Consider the following 16,430-nt stretch of genomic DNA (forward strand, 5'->3'; position numbering starts at 1 on the left):
GGCGAGGTGCCGGAGTGGACGAACGGGGCGGTCTCGAAAATCGCTGTGGGTTCAGAGCCCACCGGGGGTTCGAATCCCTCCCTCGCCGCAGGAGATGAACATGAGCTATATTGTAAGGGAGCTAAAGCCTGCCTTTGAGAGGATGACCGAACCCCTTATCGCCCTGCTTCAAAAGCTGGGGGCTACGCCTAACCTCATAACTTTTACAGGTTTTCTTCTTGTGTTCCTTGGGTCCCTGGCTCTTTACTCAGGATATACAGCTTTGAGTTTTTTACTACTTCTCCTTGGTGCTCTTGCTGATGCACTGGATGGAAGTCTTGCCAGAAGACTTGGTAAAAACTCGGATTTAGGGGCGCTCCTTGATTCCCTTCTTGACAGAGTGTCCGATGCCCTCCCCTTTATAGCATTAGCTCTTTCCTCGCAGGACAGACTTCTTTCCCTCATGGCGCTCTTAGCCATGCTTTTCTCCTTCACGGTGAGCTACACAAGAGCAAGGGCAGAGGGCCTGGGTTATGAGCTGAAGGCAGGGCTCTTTGAAAGACCAGAAAGATGGGCGGTGCTTCTGGCTGGTATAGCCCTGGATATGGTCTTTATCGCGGTAAGCATAGTGGCTCTGGGTTCCCTATTTACCACCCTGCAGAGGGTTTATATTTTTAAAAAGTCTCAAAGGAGGTGAAGTATGATTCCGAAGGAACTTGCAGACCTGATGCGTAATCTGGGCGTTTTCCCTGCAGTTCTTGCTACCTCCGATAAGGAGGGGAACATGCACCTTACCTTTATAACCTGGATGTATCCAGTGGATGACAGGACACTGAGGGTTGCCCTGAGTTCTAACGCCAAGAGTGCCAAGAACATGCTCCAGACAGGGCAGGTATGCCTCATGCTTATAGCACAGGACAAGGCTCTTGCCTGCTACGGAACTGCAAGCCTTCTTCACGAAAGGATAGAAGAGGTCAAATTTCCTGTCTCTGTGTTTGAGGTCAAGATAAACAGCGTAGAAAACAACCTTTTCCCTGGAGGCACCATAACGGGCACCATACCCTTCATGCATACAGGAGACCTGCAGAGGGCTGGAGAGCTTGACCAGCTGGTGCTTGACGCCCTGAAGGCTCCATGAAACCCCTTGTCCTAGTAGAGAATCTGAGCCTTTATATAGGTGAAAGGCAAATACTCAGGAATGTGAGCTTTGAGGTTTATGAGGGTGAGGTCTTTACCATACTGGGTGGGAGCGGAAGCGGTAAGACAACCATAACCAAATGCCTTGTTGGACTCTATAAACCAACATCCGGAAGAGTTGAGGCTTTTGGGAAGAATGTGGCGGCGCTGAATCAGATGGAGCTTGATGAGCTCAGGAGGCACATAGGTTACGTCTTCCAGGGAGCAGCTCTTTTTGACAGCCTTACCGTATGGGAGAACGTGGTTTTCTTCCATCTTGAACACGGAAGGAACAGGGAAGAGGACCTGAGGGTTCTCGCTCTTAAATATCTCCACATGGTTGGACTCTCTGAAGAACATCTTGACCTTTACCCTTCTGAACTCTCAGGGGGGATGAAAAAGAGGGTTGGGATAGCCAGGGCCATAGCTACAGAGCCTGAGCTCATAATATACGACGAGCCCACCTCTGGCCTGGACCCGATTACAAGCAGGCTCATAGACGAGCTCATACTGAACCTAAGGGAAAGGACAGGCTCAACCGCCATCGTGGTGTCCCATGACCTTGTGTCCGCCTTTTCCATATCGGACAGGATAATGATACTGAAGGATGGACAGGTGGTTCAGACAGGCACGAGAGAAGATATCATGAACTCCAGCATACCTTTTGTAAGGGAATTTATAAAGAAAGGTCTGGGAGACCTTCAGGAGGCGAGGAGGGGCTGACCCATGTATCTTCTCATAACCGGGTAGCTGTTAAGCACACCCCTTGAGAAGAGAAACTGAAAAAGGTGGTTGCTGCCCGTATAGAAAGAAACAGCAGAGGCAGTAAGGTAGAGCTCCCACATTCTGAAGAATTCCTCTCCATACCTTTTAACAACCCAGTCTCTAACACTCAGGAACCTTTTCTTCCACTCCCTTAGTGTGAGATAATAGTGGAGCCTCCAGTCATCTATATCTATCAGGTTGAAACCAAGCCCTCTGGAAGCCCTGAGCACTTCTTCTATGGAAGGCAAATAGCCACCGGGGAATATGTATTTTCTTATCCATCTGCTCTGACTTGAAGGATGGACCTTCCCTATGGTATGAAGCAGAAAAAGACCGCCATCCTCCATTATCTGGGTAACCGCTTCGAAGAACCTTCTGTGCCTTCCCTTTCCCACATGCTCGAACATACCCACAGACACCACCTTGTTGAACTTCCTGCCAAGTTCTGGAAGGTCTTCATAGTGCATGAGATAAACCTCAGTCTTTCCCCTTAGACCAAGGCCTTCTATTTTATCTTTCACGTATTCATACTGATTTTTGGAAAGGGTGATGCCTACAGAGTTTACTCCATACATGGATGCGGTCTCAAGTATGATGGAACCCCATCCACATCCTATGTCCAGAAGCCTGTCACCCTCTTTTAGCTGTAATTTTTCGTATATTATCCTTCTCTTTTCACTCTGCGCCTCCTCCAGACTTATGCTGGGCTCTGAAAAGAAGGCACAGGAGTAGGTCATGGACCTGTCAAGCCAGAGCTGATAAAACTCATTACCAAGGTCGTAATGCCTTCTTACCTCTTTACCTTCAATCATTTTGATAAACCCAAAACCCTTCAATAGCCATCTCAGAAGGGTCATCAGAACGCCTCTCAAACCTTCTCCACCTTCCGATTCCACATATTCCATGCAGGCTCGGACAACCTTTTCAAGGTCTCCCTCAATGAGAATATCCCCCCTCATGTAAGCCTCACAGAAGCCCATCTCAGGGTCTCTCAGAACATCCTTTACAACATCTTTCCTCAGAACCTTTATCCTGTGCTGACCATTTCCTATACACAGTCCATCGGGCAGTTCAACGGATAAACCCTCACTGAAACCCGTATTTATCCTTGCTATGATTTTTTCTACCATTTGATAACCCTCCTCAACGATTAGTATATACGCACCACTCCAAACTGTCAATGATGTATAATTAAATATGGTGGTAAGGAGACCCGCCCTAATCCTGAACTTTGGTTCCCAGTATGTCCAGCTTATAGCGAGGAGAATAAGAGAGCTCGGTGTTTACAGCGAGATTGTACCCTACAACATAAGTCATGAAGAGGTGAAGGAGAAAAATCCTTACTGTCTGATATTTTCCGGTGGTCCTGCCTCTGTGTATGAACCGGATGCCCCCCTTCCAGACTTCCGACTTTATGACCTTAACATTCCCATTCTTGGCATATGCTACGGACTACAGGCAATGGTGCACCAGCTTGGTGGTCTGGTGGAAAGGTCTGAAAAACAGGAATACGGAAGAGCCAGACTTAGACTTGTGAAGAGTGACCCCATATTCAGAGACCTCCCCCAGGAGTTTGATGTGTGGATGAGCCATGCAGATAAGGCAGTAAGGCTTCCTGAGGGTTTTGAAAGCCTTGCGAGTTCGGAGAACTCCCCCTATGCAATCATCAGACACAGGGACAGATCCATCTATGGTGTGCAGTTTCACCCCGAGGTTGCCCACACAGAGTATGGAAAAGAGCTCTTGTCAAACTTCCTCTTTGAAGTGTGCGGTGCTCAGAAAAACTGGAGCATGGGCAACTTTGTTAAGGAAAAGACGGAAGAGATAAGGGAAGAGGTAAAGGACGGCAAGGTAATATGTGCCCTGTCAGGTGGTGTGGATTCAACAGTTGCTGCGCTTCTCACATACAGAGCTGTTGGAGACCAGCTCAGATGCGTCTTTGTAAACCACGGACTTCTCAGAAAGGGTGAGGTAGAAGAGGTGGAAGGCTACTTCGGGAGGATGAACCTGCCCTTCTACAGGGTTGATGCAGAAGAGCTCTTTCTGGAGAGGCTAAGGGGCGTGGAAGACCCTGAGGAGAAGAGAAGAATAGTGGGACACACCTTTATAGAGGTTTTTGAAAGGGAGGCTGAGAAGCTGGGTGCAGACTTTCTGCTTCAGGGCACTCTGTATCCTGATGTGGTGGAAAGTGCGGGTATTCCCGGTGCAAAGGTGATAAAGACGCATCACAACGTGGGAGGACTTCCAGAGAGGATGAATTTGAGACTTCTTGAGCCGCTGAGGGAGCTCTTCAAAGACGAAGTGCGTCAGGTGGGAAGACTTCTCGGAATGCCGGAGGAGGTGCTCATGCGTCATCCCTTCCCGGGTCCAGGACTTGCCATAAGAATATTGGGAGAGGTTAAGAAAGAAGACCTGGAGACCATAAGGGAGGCAGACAGCATATTCATAGAGGAGCTTAAAAGGTGGGGTCTGTATGATAAGGTCTGGCAGGCTTTTGCGGTGCTTTTGCCAGTTAAAAGCGTGGGAGTGATGGGCGATGTGAGAACCTATGAAAGGGTTGTGGGGCTCAGGGCTGTGGACAGCTCTGACGGCATGACAGCAGACTGGTCAAGGCTTCCTTACGAGTTTCTTGACTATGTGATGAGAAGGATTATAAACGAGGTGGAAGGCATAAACAGGGTGGTTTATGACATATCTTCGAAACCACCAGCCACCATAGAATGGGAGTAAAATAATAGACATGAGACACCTCAGACAGGTAGACCCGGATATATACGAGGCAGTAGTCAAGGAATACAGAAGGCAGTTCTACCATCTTGAACTCATAGCCTCAGAAAATTTCACCTCCCTTGCGGTTATGGAAGCACAGGGCTCGGTGCTCACCAACAAGTATGCGGAGGGATTGCCTCACAAAAGGTATTACGGCGGCTGTGAGTTTGTTGACATAGCAGAGGACCTTGCCATAAGTAGAGTAAAGGAACTCTACGGTGCGGAGCATGCAAATGTGCAACCCCACTCAGGCTCTCAGGCAAATATGGCGGTATACATGGCCATTCTCAGACCCGGCGATACAATCCTTGGTATGGACCTTGCCCATGGCGGGCATCTCTCGCATGGAGCAAAGGTAAACTTTTCCGGAAAGGTATACCATGCGGTCTATTACGGCCTCAATCCAGAGACTGAGCTCATTGACTATGACCAAGTTTACAGGCTGGCAAAGGAGCACAGGCCCAGGCTAATAGTGGCAGGTGCATCCGCATATCCAAGGGTTATAGACTGGGAAAAGTTTGCCCAGATAGCGGAAGATGTGGGTGCATACCTTATGGTGGACATGGCACATTATGCAGGTCTCATAGCAGGCGGGGTTTATCCAAACCCTGTGCCCTACGCTCACTTTGTGACTTCCACCACTCACAAGACCCTCAGAGGTCCCAGAGGTGGCTTTATACTCTGCAGAGCAGAGTTTGCAAAGGATATAGACAAGAGCGTCTTTCCGGGTCTGCAGGGCGGCCCTCTAATGCATGTTATAGCGGCGAAGGCAGTTGCCTTTAAAGAAGCCATGAGCGAAGAGTTCAAGGCTTACTCAAGGCAGGTGGTTCTGAACGCTCAGACAATGGCTGAAGAGTTCATAAAGCTGGGTTTTAAGGTAGTATCCGGTGGAACGGACAGCCACATAGTGCTCCTTGACCTGAGAGACAGGGGAATAACGGGCAAACAGGTGGAAGATGCCCTTGGAAAAGCAAACATAACAGTTAACAAGAACGCTGTTCCCTTTGACCCCCTGCCACCTACAAAGACAAGTGGCATAAGAATCGGAACGCCTGCCATGACCACCAGGGGCATGAAGGAAGAGGAGATGAGGCTAATAGCCAGACTAATAGCTCAGGTGATAGAGAACTTAGAAGACAGGGATGTTATTGAAAGAGTTGGCAGGGAGGTTATAGAACTCTGCCAGCAATTCCCGCTGTATCCCGAAATGAAAGAGGTCATGGATGAGCTTTCTTATAGCAAAGCAACCCATATTTAACAGAGAGGGCAGGAGGGTTGCCTTTGAGGTCTTTCTCAGAAAAAGGGATAACATGTATGAGTATCCAAAGGAAGTTCCTTACAGCAGGGCAACCTACATAATAATAGAGATAATTCTGGAGCAGGGTATAGAAAGGGTGGGAGAAGGCAAAAGGATAATGATAAATGTGTCCCTTGACTCACTTATAAACAAGGCCATTGAGTCCCTTGATCCCAGGAAGCTGATAATTGAGGTAATAGAACCCCAGGTGCCAGTAGGTGAAATGGTCTACAGGCAGATACTGAACGCCATAGACAGATACATGGAGCAGGGCGTTATGTTCAGTTTAAATGAAAAAAATCTGGAAAATGAGAAGATGGCCGGACTCCTGGACAAGGTAAACATAATCTCTGTGGATGCAAAAAGGCTAAATCAGAAGATTCTGGACCTATCAAAGTCAAAGTCAAAAACCCTTCTCATCTCAAGAATAGAGGATGCGGAAGAATACAACAGAGTTAGCAAAATAGGAGACCTTTTCCAGGGTATTTACCTGGAAAGTCCCTTTATACTGAAAGAATTCCAGACCGCACCCTACCTGAAAAATACCCTGCTGAGACTTATAGCCACCATACATGCTGCCCAGAGCCCCAGAGAAATTGCCAGCCTCATAGCCACAGATGTGGGCATGACCGCAAAGATACTCAGGCTTGTAAACTCTGCTTATTACTCTCCCATAAAGGAAATAAAGAGTGTGGAGCAGGCCTGTGCCATGCTTGGCCTGAAAAACTTGAGAAACTTTCTGCTTGTTCTGGCAATGAATGACTACGTATCCGTTGAGAATCCAGAATTATGGAAGAAATCACTCACAAGGGCTCTAATAGCTCAGAAGATTGCCGAGCTTATAAACCCTAAGTATGAGTCTGAAGCCTACCTTATTGGTCTTTTCTCTCTTATAGATGAAATTCTTGGTATGGATAAGATAGCTTTTCTAAAAGATGTCAGAATAGAACAGGAGATTATTGATGGTTATACGGGAAAGAATGTGCACTTGAGGAGCATACTGGATTATTCTATAGTGCTGGAAGAAAAATTTCCGGAATTGCTAAACATGCAGGACCCTGCTCAGGGTGATGTGGTTGTGAATCTGGAAAAGCTGACAGGTATAAACAGTCAGGCTTTGATTGCCATAGCTAAATCTTCCTTTGAGATGGCCGATTACATTCTCAAGGTCTGATATAATTTTTCTATGAACCTGATAAGGCTTCAGCTCATATATCCAGAGGAAAAGGTGAAGGAGCCAGTCCTGTGTATGGTCTGCAAGAATTTTGATGTGGTGGTTAACATAAGAACTGCAAAGGTAACAAAGGACACAGGCATACTCACCGTTGAAGTGGAAGGTGAGGCTGAGGAGATAGAGAGGGCAATGAAGTTTATTGAAGATAGGGGTGTTATGGTTCAGCCCATAGAGGGGCAGATATTTACAGAATGAAGGTTTCTGAGATAGGTGAGTTCGGCCTCATAGAAAGGCTTAAAGGTATACTGGGAAGTGGACTCATAGGAGACGACACCGCACCAGTAAGGCTGGGAAATAGCTTACTTCTCCTTACGTGCGATGTGCTTCTTCAGGACAGGCACTTCAAGCTTCACTATCCTCCCTCCGCCATAGGCTGGAAAGCAATATCTGTAAATGTGAGCGATGTGGTGGCAAACGGTGGACAACCCCTGTATGCCCTTGTCTCACTGGTGCTTCCAGACATGGAGCTGAGGTATATAGAGGATGTATACCTTGGCATAAAAAGGGCCTGTGAGTTCTACTCTTGTGAGGTGGTGGGCGGGAATTTGAGCAGAGGGGATAAGCTGTGTATAGATGTATTTATGTTAGGGAAGGCGGAGAGGTTTGTGGGCAGGGGTGGTGCCAGGGCGGGGGACGGAGTCTTTGTGTCTGGACCTCTGGGGGACTCAAGGGCAGGGCTTGAGCTTCTCCTGATGGAAAGACGCTCTTACGAGGACTTTGAGCTCAGGCTTATGGAGAAGCATCTAAGACCCACTGCAAGAATAGACCTTTTAAAACATGTTTCAAAGTATGCCAACGCCAGCATGGACATAAGCGACGGACTTTCCTCAGATGCGGAAAAGCTCTCGAGGGCAAGCGGTGTGAGGCTCAGTTTTTTCTCTGAAAAAATTCCCCTCTCTCAGGAACTCATAAACTTCTGCAAAAAGCACGGAAAAGACCCTCTTGAGTATGCCCTTTCTGGTGGAGAGGACTACGAGCTTCTTTTTACCCATCCCCCTGAAAGACTGAACCCCTTCCTCAGCATTGTGCAGATAGGTTTTGTGGAAGAGGGGCAGGGTGTTTTCCTTGATGGGAAGCCGCTTGAGCCTACAGGCTTTGACCACTTCAGGGTGTTATAATTTTCCCTATGCGAGAGATTTTTATCACAGACGTTTCTTTACGGGATGGTATTCAGTCTCTCCTTGCTACAAGGGTCAGGACAGAGGACATGCTTGAACTTATAGAGGTCCTTGACAGGTGCGGATTCTGGTCTCTTGAGGTATGGGGAGGGGCCACCTTTGATGTGTGCCTCAGGTATCTCAAGGAAGACCCATGGGAGAGGCTCAGGCTCTTCAAAAAGCATGCACCAAACACAAGGCTTGAGATGCTCCTGAGAGGTCAGAATGTGGTGGGCTACAGGCACTATGCGGACGATGTGGTAGAGGAGTTTGTAAAGAGGGCATATGACAACGGCATAGAGGTATTCAGGATTTTTGACGCTCTTAACGATACAAGAAATATGAGAAAGTCCATAGAAACTGCTAAGAGGGTAGGGGCAACGGTAAAAGGTGTGCTCTCTTACACTATAAGCCCGGTGCACACGGTGGAATATTATGTGGGTATTGCCAGAGAACTTGTGGATATGGGCATAGATATCATATCCATAAAGGACCAGGCCGGACTGCTCTCCCCAAAGGTTGCCTACGAGCTGGTCTACGCCCTCAAGTCAGAATTTCCAGAATACATGGTGCATCTTCATACCCAGACCACAGCAGACCTTGCACAGATGGCACAGCTCAAAGGCGTGGAAGCGGGGGCGGACATGATAGACACGGTCTTTTACAGCCTCTCCTGTCAGACATCTCACCCGCCAGGTGAGACCATGATATATGTGCTGAGGGAGTTCGGCTATCAGGTGAGGGTGGATGAAAAGCTTTACCAGAGGGCCGGAGACCTTTTTGCAGGCATAAGGAAGAAGTATAAAAAATATGATGTGCTCCCTCCCTATCCCGATGTGGGCGTGCTTCTCCATCAGGTTCCCGGTGGTATGATTTCCAACTTTATAAGTCAGCTCAGAGAACAGGGTATGGAGGAGAGGCTTCCAGAGGTCCTTGAGGAGGTGGTTATAGTCCGTCAGGACCTTGGATATCCTCCCCTTGTAACCCCCACAAGTCAGATAGTTGGTTCTCAGGCATTTCTTAATGTGGTTCACGGAGAAAGGTACAAGGTGGTGACAAAGGAGACCAGGGATTACGTGAAGGGTCTCTATGGCAGGCCCCCTGCACCCATAAGGGAAGAGCTTATAAAAAAGATACTGGGTGACGAGGAGCCCATATATCACATAAGGCCTGCAGACCTTCTTGAGCCTGAGCTACCCAAAGCAAGGGAAGAGGCTGTAAGGGCTGGGGCAAAGAGTGAGGAGGATGTGCTTTCTTATGCCATCTTTCCCCTGGTAGCGAAGGAGTTTTTTGAGTCCAGAGAGAAGGGAGAAAAACTTCCACCTGAGGAACTCGTGGAAGAAATGAAGGAAAACATACCTGTTGAGTTCATTGTTACAGTCCATGGAGAACAGTATCATGTGCAGATAGCGGGGAGGGGTGAACCAACCACCGAAGGAAGGCCCTTCTTTGTGAGGCTTGATGGAAAGCTGGAAGAGGTCATCCTAAGGCCACTCAAGGAAGTGGAAAGCATTCCCTCTCCTTACGGTGAAATAACCTCTGCAGTAGAGGTGAAGCCCAGAAGACCAAAGCCCGTGGGCGTTGGAGATGTAACCTCGCCCATATCAGGCAAGGTGGTAAACGTAAAGGTGAGCATAGGGCAGGAGGTAAAAGAAGGAGATGTGCTCTTTGTGGTAGAGGCCATGAAGATGGAAAACGAAGTTCACAGTCCTGTGGAAGGCGTGGTGGAGGAAGTGCTCATATCTGTGGGTGATGTGGTAAACCCGGACGAGGTGGCTGTAAGGATAAAGCCCTTGAAGATATGAACCTGAAGATACTCCTTGTGGAAGACGACAGTGACCTTGCTGAGCTCATAGCCTATAACCTTAAAAAAGAGGGTTATCAGCCAATTATCTGTCTGAGGGGCGCTGAAGCTGTGAAGTATCTCCAAGAACAACAACCCGACCTGCTGCTCCTTGATGTGATGCTTCCAGACTACGACGGGTTTAAGATAGCTCAGTATGTGAGAAACAGCAACAACCTGAGAGAAATCCCCATTATATTTATCACAGCCAGGGATATGGAACAGGACAAATTGAGAGGCTTTTCTCTGGGCGCAGATGACTACATAACAAAGCCCTTTTCTCTGAAGGAGCTTGTGGCAAGGGTAAAGGCGGTGCTGAGAAGGGTTGGAAAGGAAAAGAGACAGACCCATTTCAAGCTCGGTGGTCTTCAAGTGGACCTGGAAAAAAAGGAGGTAAAAAGGGGGGATGAGCTCATTGAACTGACACCTACAGAGTTTATGATACTGTCTGCACTTCTTGAAAACTATGGAAAACCCGTAAGCAGGGAGTATCTTATAGAAAGGGTTCTCAAGAGAGATGTGTATGATAGAACTGTGGATGTTCACATAAAAAAGCTCAGGGAAAAGCTGGGCGAAGAGGGCAGGGCGATTCAGACGGTGAGGGGCTTCGGGTATAAGCTGGGACTATGATGTGGTTTATATTGATTTTTCTTACAGTCTTTGGTTTCATGCATGCTTACGCATACTTCAGAGTTTTCAAGCCAGCCCTTGGAAAAATAGGCAGAAGGGCTGTGCTTTCCCTCTTTTTCCTCGGGTTCCTTTCACCCTTCATCTGGCGTTTTGCGGATGCTCACATGAACTATCATATTGCCTACATAACAGCCCTGAGCGGGCTTCTCTGGATGGGATTTCTCTTCTATCTGGTGCTGGGTGGACTTCTTTTTGAGCTCTACAGGGCAGTCATTTATGTTTCTTACAGATTTCTGAGGATTAACCCACTGCCTAAGCCCCCTGTAAAAGTGGTTGCAGCCGCGCTCCTGATATTTTCCCTTGCCCTTTCCGCCTACAGCCACTACGAAACTCTTAACCTCAGGGTGGAGAGGTTTACCCTCTATACGGATAAACTACCGGCTCATGTGGAGAGGGTCAGAATACTTCACATCTCGGACCTTCACCTTGGTCCTGTAATGGGTATGGACAAGGTCAGGCTCATAATGCAGGTGTATGAGAGGGAAAGGCCAGACCTGGTGGTCTCCACAGGGGACCTGGTGGACGGAAACATGAGGGATAAGCTTTATCTGGCTGATGCCCTTTCAGAGATGAACCCGCCGCTGGGAAAGTATGCAGTGCTGGGAAATCATGAATACTACAGGGGAGTGGAGCAGGCAGTGGATTTTACCCAGAGAGCTGGCTTTAAACTTCTCAGAGGAGATGTGATATACCTGAAAGAATACAACCTCACAGTTGCTGGAATTGACGACGATGACTGCAGGCTTTTCAGAGCCTGCCTTGGCACCCTTTCAGACAGAGAGCTTTTGCAGAGGGTTGACAGGAAAAGCTTTGTCCTATACCTGAAGCACAAGCCAAGGCTGGAAGAGGGGACTTTGGGTCTTTTTGACCTCATGCTTTCGGGTCATACCCACGGGGGAGTTTACTATCCACTGGGCAGGCTTATACTTACAAAACTTTTCCTCAGCGACAGGGGTTTTCATAGTCTTGGAGGCTCTTACCTTTACGTAAGCAAGGGAGTAGGAACGGGCGGTCCTCCCATGAGGCTCTTTTCTCCGCCAGATGTGGCGGTCATTGGCCTTGTAAACAGGCGGAGATGAAGGACACAAAGAGAGGGTGGGGCTGGAAGGGTTTGCTTCTGAACTCGGGGTGAAACTGGCAGCCAAGATACCAGGGATGGTCCCTTAATTCTACTATCTCCACAAGCCTCCCATCGGGCGAGAGCCCGGAAAAGAGCATACCGGAGCTTTCAAAGGCTTCTCTGTATAGGTTATTGAACTCATACCTGTGCCTGTGGCGTTCGTGGACCAGCTCCTGTCCGTATATATCCCTTGCCTTTGTCCCCTCCACAAGCATGCATGGGTAAGAACCCAGTCTCATGGTTCCGCCAAGCTGTCTTATGTTCTTCTGCTCCTCCATTATGTCTATAACTGGATGGGGCGTTATGGGGTCAAACTCTGTAGAGTTGGCACCCTCCAGACCGAGCACATTCCTTGCAAACTCCACGCACATGAGCTGCATACCAAGGCATATACCAAAGGTGGGCTTTTTCTTCTCTCTGCCATAGGTGAGCGCCCTCATTTTGCCCTCTGTCCCTCTCTCTCCAAAGCCTCCCGGAACAAGTATGCCGTCAGACTTTTCAAGAAGCTCTTCCTCATAGTCCTCTGAGTTTATCCAGTTAATGTTTACCCTTACTCTGTTGGCTATACCTCCATGGATGAGGGCTTCAACCACGCTCTTGTAGGAATCTTTCAGGGAAACATACTTTCCCACAAGGGCGATGTTTACCTCACCCCTTGAAGACCTGAGAATTTCCACTATACTTTCCCATTTGCTTCTCACCTCTCTGTATTCAAAGCCAAAATGCTCAAGTATGAGTTTATCAATCCCCTGCCTCTTGAAAACCAGAGGAACCTCGTATATGTAATCCACATCAGGTGCTGATATAACCCCAGACTTTTTGACGCTGGTGAAAAGAGCTATCTTCTCCTTTATGCCTTCAGGCACCTCCGTCTCTGACCTGCACAGAATTATGTCTGGCTGTATACCGATTGCCCTGAGCTCCTTTACAGAGTGCTGTGTGGGCTTTGTCTTTAGCTCTCCAGTTATCCTTATGTATGGCACATAGGTGGTGTGCACAAAAAGCACTCTTTCCCTGCCCGCCTCCACGGAGAGCTGTCTCACAGCCTCAAGGAAGGGAAGACTCTCTATGTCCCCCACCGTTCCCCCTATCTCCACCACCACCACATCACAGCCATCCTCCAGCTCCCTTATCAGTCTCTTTATCTCATCGGTTATGTGGGGTATGACCTGCACGGTAGCCCCAAGGTAACCACCCTCTCTTTCCCTCTGTATGACGTTATAGTAGACCCTTCCTGCGGTCACGTTGTTTTTTCTGCTCATGCTGATGGTTGTGAACCTCTCATAATGTCCAAGGTCAAGGTCAGTCTCTGCACCGTCCTCCGTAACATAGACTTCACCGTGCTGGTAAGGGCTCATGGTGCCAGGGTCAACATTGAGATATGGGTCAAGCTTCTGAAGGTTTACCTTAAGCCCCTGCTCCTCAAGCAGTGTTGCTATTGAGGCTGAGGCAACACCCTTTCCGAGAGAAGAGAGAACACCACCCGTGACGAATATGTAGCGGGTCATGTAGGGATATTTTACAACAGCTCAGGATTTATAACTGGACTGGAATAAGTCTTCTTACCCTCTCTACCTCTTCTAAGTCCACCTCTACCTGAATAAGGCTGTCTCCCTTTTCAGAAAAGGCGAGAACTTCACCCCAGGGTCCATATATGCCAGAGCATCCTGCAAACCTCTCACCCCCAACCTCCCCCCAAGCACTGGACAGCATGAGAAAACACTGATTTTCTATGGCTCTCGCCCTTGAGAGAATTCTCAGATGCTCTTTTCTGCCTTCACCCCACATGGAAGGGACCACAAGAAGCTCAGCTTCTCTAAGACTCTGTGAAATTTCAGGAAACCTGAGCTCAAAGCATATGAGTATGCCCACCTTCAATCCAGAAAGTTCAAAAACAGGGTTTTCAGCACCGGGCAGGAAGTGCCTGGGCTCCTCATAGAGGGGGAAGAGCTTTATCTTGTGCCTGAAGCCCCGTATTTGCCCTCTCTCAAGGATAATGGCGGAGTTGTATATGCCCTTTTCTTTTTTCGTTGGGTATGTGCCGATTAATGTCAGACCTTTTTCAGCGGATACCTTCTTTAACTCCTCCAGAACTTCACCGGTGGCATCCGCATGCCTGTCAAGTCTCTCATAATCAAAGCCGCACTGCCACATCTCCGGCAGAGCCACCAGCGAACCATCTTTAACAGACATGAGCATTTCCATAACTCTCCTCAGGTTTTCCTCCACCCTTCCAAGAACTGGTCTGAACTGGAGGACCGCGAGATTAAGCATGGCTTATAAGATTATAAGCGGATAAAGGAACATGGACTTTTATGATTTATGTTAGTATTTTTAAAGCTATGGAGAGGTTTTCCCCTTTCTTAGGTGGTTCAGGGGTTATGACAGGAAAACCCTCAGCTCTGACTTTATTGCCGGTCTTACCGTGGCTGTGGTTCTTGTCCCCCAGTCCATGGCTTACGCCCTGATTGCCGGTCTTCCACCCGTTTACGGACTTTACGCCGCATCCATACCCGTCATAATAGCCGCCCTCTTTGGAAGCTCCGCCCAGTTGGCCACAGGTCCTGTTGCCATAGTTGCCTTTCTAACCTTTGTCTCTCTCACAAGCTACGCAAAGCCCGGCGATGAGAAGTTTATAGAGCTCGCCATACTGATGGCCTTTCTTGTAGGCATCATACAGCTCGCCATCGGGCTTTTCAGGCTAGGATTTCTTGTAAACTTTGTCTCCCACTCGGTGATAATAGGATTTACAAACGCAGCGGCCATAATAATCATGACGACGCAGGTTCCTGCCCTTCTCGGCATAAAGGTGGAGCAGAAGGAGCTCATATTCCAGAACCTATACGAGATAGCAAAGAGCCTTCCACAGACAAACCCATATACCCTTCTAGTGGGCCTGGTATCCATAGCCCTGATAATAGGTCTGAGAAGGATAAACAGAAACTTTCCATCCGCACTGCTTACGGTGGCCCTTTTTACCTCACTGTCTTACTTCTTCGCCTTTGAAAGCTATGGTATAAGGGTGGTGGGTGATATACCCAGAGGAATTCCTCTTCCTTCCTTACCGTCTGTAGACTGGGACCTTCTTGACAGGATACTGGGTAAAGCTTTTATCATAGCCCTTGTTGGCTTTATGGAAGCATACGCCATAGCCAAGTTCATAGCAAGTCAGACAAAGCAGAGGATAGACGTCAATCAGGAGCTTGTGGGTCAGGGGCTTGCAAACCTTGTGGGTTCTTTCTTCAAGAGCTTTCCTGTCAGCGGTTCCTTTTCCCGCTCTGCGGTAAACTTTCAGGCGGGTGCAAAAACTGGCATGGCAAACATAATAAGTGCAAGCTTTGTCATAGCCACCATACTCTTTGTAGCACCTCTTCTGTATTACCTGCCAAGGGCAGTGCTCTCTGCGATTGTTATAACAGCGGTAATAAACCTGGTAAAGCCTGCTTACTTTGTGCACCTCTGGAGGACAAACCGCTACGATGGAATGTCTGCCATAACTACCTTTGCCCTCTCCTTCATAATGAAGCCAGACTACGCCATATTCATAGGTATGTTTCTTTCCCTTTCCCTCTTCCTCTGGAGGAGTCTGTATCCCAGGATTGTGAGGCTGTCAAGAGACCCTGTAAGCAAAACCTTTGTCAACGCAGAAAGCAACAACCTGCCCACATGCCCTCAGATTGAAATGGTTCGACCAGAGGCATCCTTTTACTATGCCAACACGGAGAACATACTTGAGGAAATAAGGGAGATAGTGGAGCAAAAGCCAGCCCTGAAACATCTTGTTATAGACTGCGAGTCCGTGAACTACATGGATGGAACCGCCCTTGACGCCCTTGGTGATTTTCTAGATGATTTGAGGAAGAAGGGGGTGAACCTGGTCTTCGTGAACGCAAAGGCACCAGTTGAGGAGGTTATGCGAAGGTCAGGCTTTCTCCAGAAACTGGGAAAGGAGAACATACTTCCCTCCAAGGGTTATGCACTGGGTGAACTCTTCAAGAGCATAGACCATGACTACTGTGCAAAGCTCTGCCCCTATGCTCTCTTTAAGGAATGCTATACGGTAAAGGATTATGTGAAGTTTGAACAGGCAGAGAACCCCATAAGGGATATGTACGAGGGATTTTCAGCCTATGAAGGTCTGGATGTTTATGCAGGAAAGGCATACAGAACCCTTCTGCTCAGGTCGGATGGCAGGGAGATAGAGCTCAGGGCTGAGGACTTTTATACAGATGGAAAAGGTCTTTATGTGCCCTCCACAAAGCTAATAAAACACAACGGTGAGGTTCTTTCCTTTGGTGGACTGTGTGCCACAAAGGGATGCCAGATGAAAAACGGCTTTATCTATCTGGGAACCAATACAGGGGAGGTTGTGGAAAGTCTGCTTAAGATATTGAAATAAA

General features: G+C 48.1%; 14 protein-coding genes, 1 tRNA gene and 1 pseudogene. 13 read left to right on the forward strand and 3 right to left on the reverse strand.

Annotated elements, in window-relative coordinates:
• The 4 genes from WHS43_07650 to WHS43_07665 all read left to right on the forward strand — a co-directional run bounded on the left by WHS43_07650 (position 1) and on the right by WHS43_07665 (position 1,878).
• Positions 1 to 88: transfer RNA gene (locus tag WHS43_07650), tRNA-Ser, on the forward strand.
• A 12-nt stretch (positions 89 to 100) separates the two neighbouring features.
• Positions 101 to 676, forward strand: a complete 576-nt coding sequence (locus WHS43_07655) for a CDP-alcohol phosphatidyltransferase family protein (GenBank protein ID MEJ5339513.1) — start codon at positions 101 to 103, stop codon at positions 674 to 676.
• Positions 677 to 679: 3 nt separating this feature from the next.
• The gene (locus WHS43_07660) at positions 680 to 1,117 is read left to right on the forward strand and encodes a pyridoxamine 5'-phosphate oxidase family protein (GenBank protein MEJ5339514.1); all 438 of its coding nucleotides are present in this window, start codon (positions 680 to 682) and stop codon (positions 1,115 to 1,117) included.
• Entirely contained in the window at positions 1,114 to 1,878 is a 765-nt protein-coding gene (locus WHS43_07665) for an ABC transporter ATP-binding protein (protein ID MEJ5339515.1), read from the forward strand. Before WHS43_07660 ends, WHS43_07665 begins: the two co-directional genes overlap by 4 nt.
• On the opposite strand, the gene WHS43_07670 is transcribed toward WHS43_07665, so the two are convergent.
• Positions 1,857 to 3,050 carry a class I SAM-dependent methyltransferase gene (locus WHS43_07670; protein ID MEJ5339516.1) on the reverse strand — a complete coding sequence of 398 codons (1,194 nt, stop codon included), beginning with the start codon at positions 3,048 to 3,050 and terminating at the stop codon, positions 1,857 to 1,859. The two genes, WHS43_07665 and WHS43_07670, sit on opposite strands and share 22 nt — an antisense overlap.
• 67 nt (positions 3,051 to 3,117) lie before the next feature.
• Here WHS43_07670 and guaA point away from each other — a divergent pair, with 67 nt between their 5' ends.
• Genes guaA through WHS43_07710 form a run of 8 tightly spaced genes read left to right on the forward strand, consistent with a single transcriptional unit; the run spans position 3,118 to position 11,989 of the window.
• A complete protein-coding gene (gene guaA, locus WHS43_07675) occupies positions 3,118 to 4,650 on the forward strand; it encodes a glutamine-hydrolyzing GMP synthase (protein ID MEJ5339517.1) in 1,533 nt (510 codons plus the stop codon).
• 10 nt (positions 4,651 to 4,660) lie between these two features.
• Positions 4,661 to 5,947 (forward strand): serine hydroxymethyltransferase, encoded by a 1,287-nt coding sequence (glyA, locus tag WHS43_07680; GenBank protein ID MEJ5339518.1) that lies wholly within the window; start codon positions 4,661 to 4,663, stop codon positions 5,945 to 5,947.
• On the forward strand, positions 5,913 to 7,160 hold the full coding sequence (locus WHS43_07685) for an HDOD domain-containing protein (protein ID MEJ5339519.1): 1,248 nt from the start codon (positions 5,913 to 5,915) through the stop codon (positions 7,158 to 7,160). The genes glyA and WHS43_07685 overlap by 35 nt, the downstream gene beginning before the upstream one ends.
• Positions 7,161 to 7,172: 12 nt before the next feature.
• Positions 7,173 to 7,415: an NIL domain-containing protein gene (locus WHS43_07690; GenBank protein MEJ5339520.1), complete on the forward strand. Its 243-nt coding sequence runs from the start codon at positions 7,173 to 7,175 to the stop codon at positions 7,413 to 7,415.
• A complete protein-coding gene (thiL, locus tag WHS43_07695) occupies positions 7,412 to 8,338 on the forward strand; it encodes a thiamine-phosphate kinase (protein MEJ5339521.1) in 927 nt (308 codons plus the stop codon). The genes WHS43_07690 and thiL overlap by 4 nt, the downstream gene beginning before the upstream one ends.
• Before the next feature lie 8 nt (positions 8,339 to 8,346).
• Positions 8,347 to 10,182 (forward strand): sodium-extruding oxaloacetate decarboxylase subunit alpha, encoded by a 1,836-nt coding sequence (gene oadA / locus WHS43_07700; GenBank protein MEJ5339522.1) that lies wholly within the window; start codon positions 8,347 to 8,349, stop codon positions 10,180 to 10,182.
• Positions 10,179 to 10,850, forward strand: a complete 672-nt coding sequence (locus tag WHS43_07705; GenBank protein ID MEJ5339523.1) for a response regulator transcription factor — start codon at positions 10,179 to 10,181, stop codon at positions 10,848 to 10,850. Before oadA ends, WHS43_07705 begins: the two co-directional genes overlap by 4 nt.
• Positions 10,847 to 11,989, forward strand: coding sequence for a metallophosphoesterase (locus WHS43_07710; GenBank protein ID MEJ5339524.1), 1,143 nt, complete (start codon positions 10,847 to 10,849; stop codon positions 11,987 to 11,989). The genes WHS43_07705 and WHS43_07710 overlap by 4 nt, the downstream gene beginning before the upstream one ends.
• Here the strand turns inward: WHS43_07710 and WHS43_07715 are convergent.
• On the reverse strand, positions 11,961 to 13,538 hold the full coding sequence (locus WHS43_07715; GenBank protein ID MEJ5339525.1) for a CTP synthase: 1,578 nt from the start codon (positions 13,536 to 13,538) through the stop codon (positions 11,961 to 11,963). The two genes, WHS43_07710 and WHS43_07715, sit on opposite strands and share 29 nt — an antisense overlap.
• A gap of 28 nt (positions 13,539 to 13,566) precedes the next feature.
• Positions 13,567 to 14,304: a carbon-nitrogen hydrolase family protein gene (locus tag WHS43_07720; GenBank protein ID MEJ5339526.1), complete on the reverse strand. Its 738-nt coding sequence runs from the start codon at positions 14,302 to 14,304 to the stop codon at positions 13,567 to 13,569.
• Positions 14,305 to 14,398: 94 nt separating this feature from the next.
• On the opposite strand from WHS43_07720, the pseudogene sulP reads away from it, so the two are divergent.
• A pseudogene (sulP, locus tag WHS43_07725) lies at positions 14,399 to 16,429 on the forward strand (sulfate permease).
• The last annotated feature ends 1 nt before the right edge of the window (position 16,430 follow it).

This window comes from Aquificaceae bacterium, assembly GCA_037481935.1.
Taxonomy (GTDB): domain Bacteria; phylum Aquificota; class Aquificia; order Aquificales; family Aquificaceae; genus Pampinifervens.

What these genes read in the sequence shown, in the direction of transcription:
- WHS43_07715 (MEJ5339525.1), bottom strand. Translation starts at nt 13,538, where the DNA reads ATGACCCGCTACATATTCGTCACGGGTGGTGTTCTCTCTTCTCTCGGA.
- guaA (MEJ5339517.1), top strand. Translation starts at nt 3,118, where the DNA reads ATGGTGGTAAGGAGACCCGCCCTAATCCTGAACTTTGGTTCCCAGTAT.
- thiL (MEJ5339521.1), top strand. Translation starts at nt 7,412, where the DNA reads ATGAAGGTTTCTGAGATAGGTGAGTTCGGCCTCATAGAAAGGCTTAAA.
- WHS43_07655 (MEJ5339513.1), top strand. Translation starts at nt 101, where the DNA reads ATGAGCTATATTGTAAGGGAGCTAAAGCCTGCCTTTGAGAGGATGACC.
- WHS43_07690 (MEJ5339520.1), top strand. Translation starts at nt 7,173, where the DNA reads ATGAACCTGATAAGGCTTCAGCTCATATATCCAGAGGAAAAGGTGAAG.
- WHS43_07670 (MEJ5339516.1), bottom strand. Translation starts at nt 3,050, where the DNA reads ATGGTAGAAAAAATCATAGCAAGGATAAATACGGGTTTCAGTGAGGGT.
- WHS43_07665 (MEJ5339515.1), top strand. Translation starts at nt 1,114, where the DNA reads ATGAAACCCCTTGTCCTAGTAGAGAATCTGAGCCTTTATATAGGTGAA.
- WHS43_07720 (MEJ5339526.1), bottom strand. Translation starts at nt 14,304, where the DNA reads ATGCTTAATCTCGCGGTCCTCCAGTTCAGACCAGTTCTTGGAAGGGTG.
- oadA (MEJ5339522.1), top strand. Translation starts at nt 8,347, where the DNA reads ATGCGAGAGATTTTTATCACAGACGTTTCTTTACGGGATGGTATTCAG.
- glyA (MEJ5339518.1), top strand. Translation starts at nt 4,661, where the DNA reads ATGAGACACCTCAGACAGGTAGACCCGGATATATACGAGGCAGTAGTC.
- WHS43_07685 (MEJ5339519.1), top strand. Translation starts at nt 5,913, where the DNA reads ATGAGCTTTCTTATAGCAAAGCAACCCATATTTAACAGAGAGGGCAGG.
- WHS43_07660 (MEJ5339514.1), top strand. Translation starts at nt 680, where the DNA reads ATGATTCCGAAGGAACTTGCAGACCTGATGCGTAATCTGGGCGTTTTC.
- WHS43_07710 (MEJ5339524.1), top strand. Translation starts at nt 10,847, where the DNA reads ATGATGTGGTTTATATTGATTTTTCTTACAGTCTTTGGTTTCATGCAT.
- WHS43_07705 (MEJ5339523.1), top strand. Translation starts at nt 10,179, where the DNA reads ATGAACCTGAAGATACTCCTTGTGGAAGACGACAGTGACCTTGCTGAG.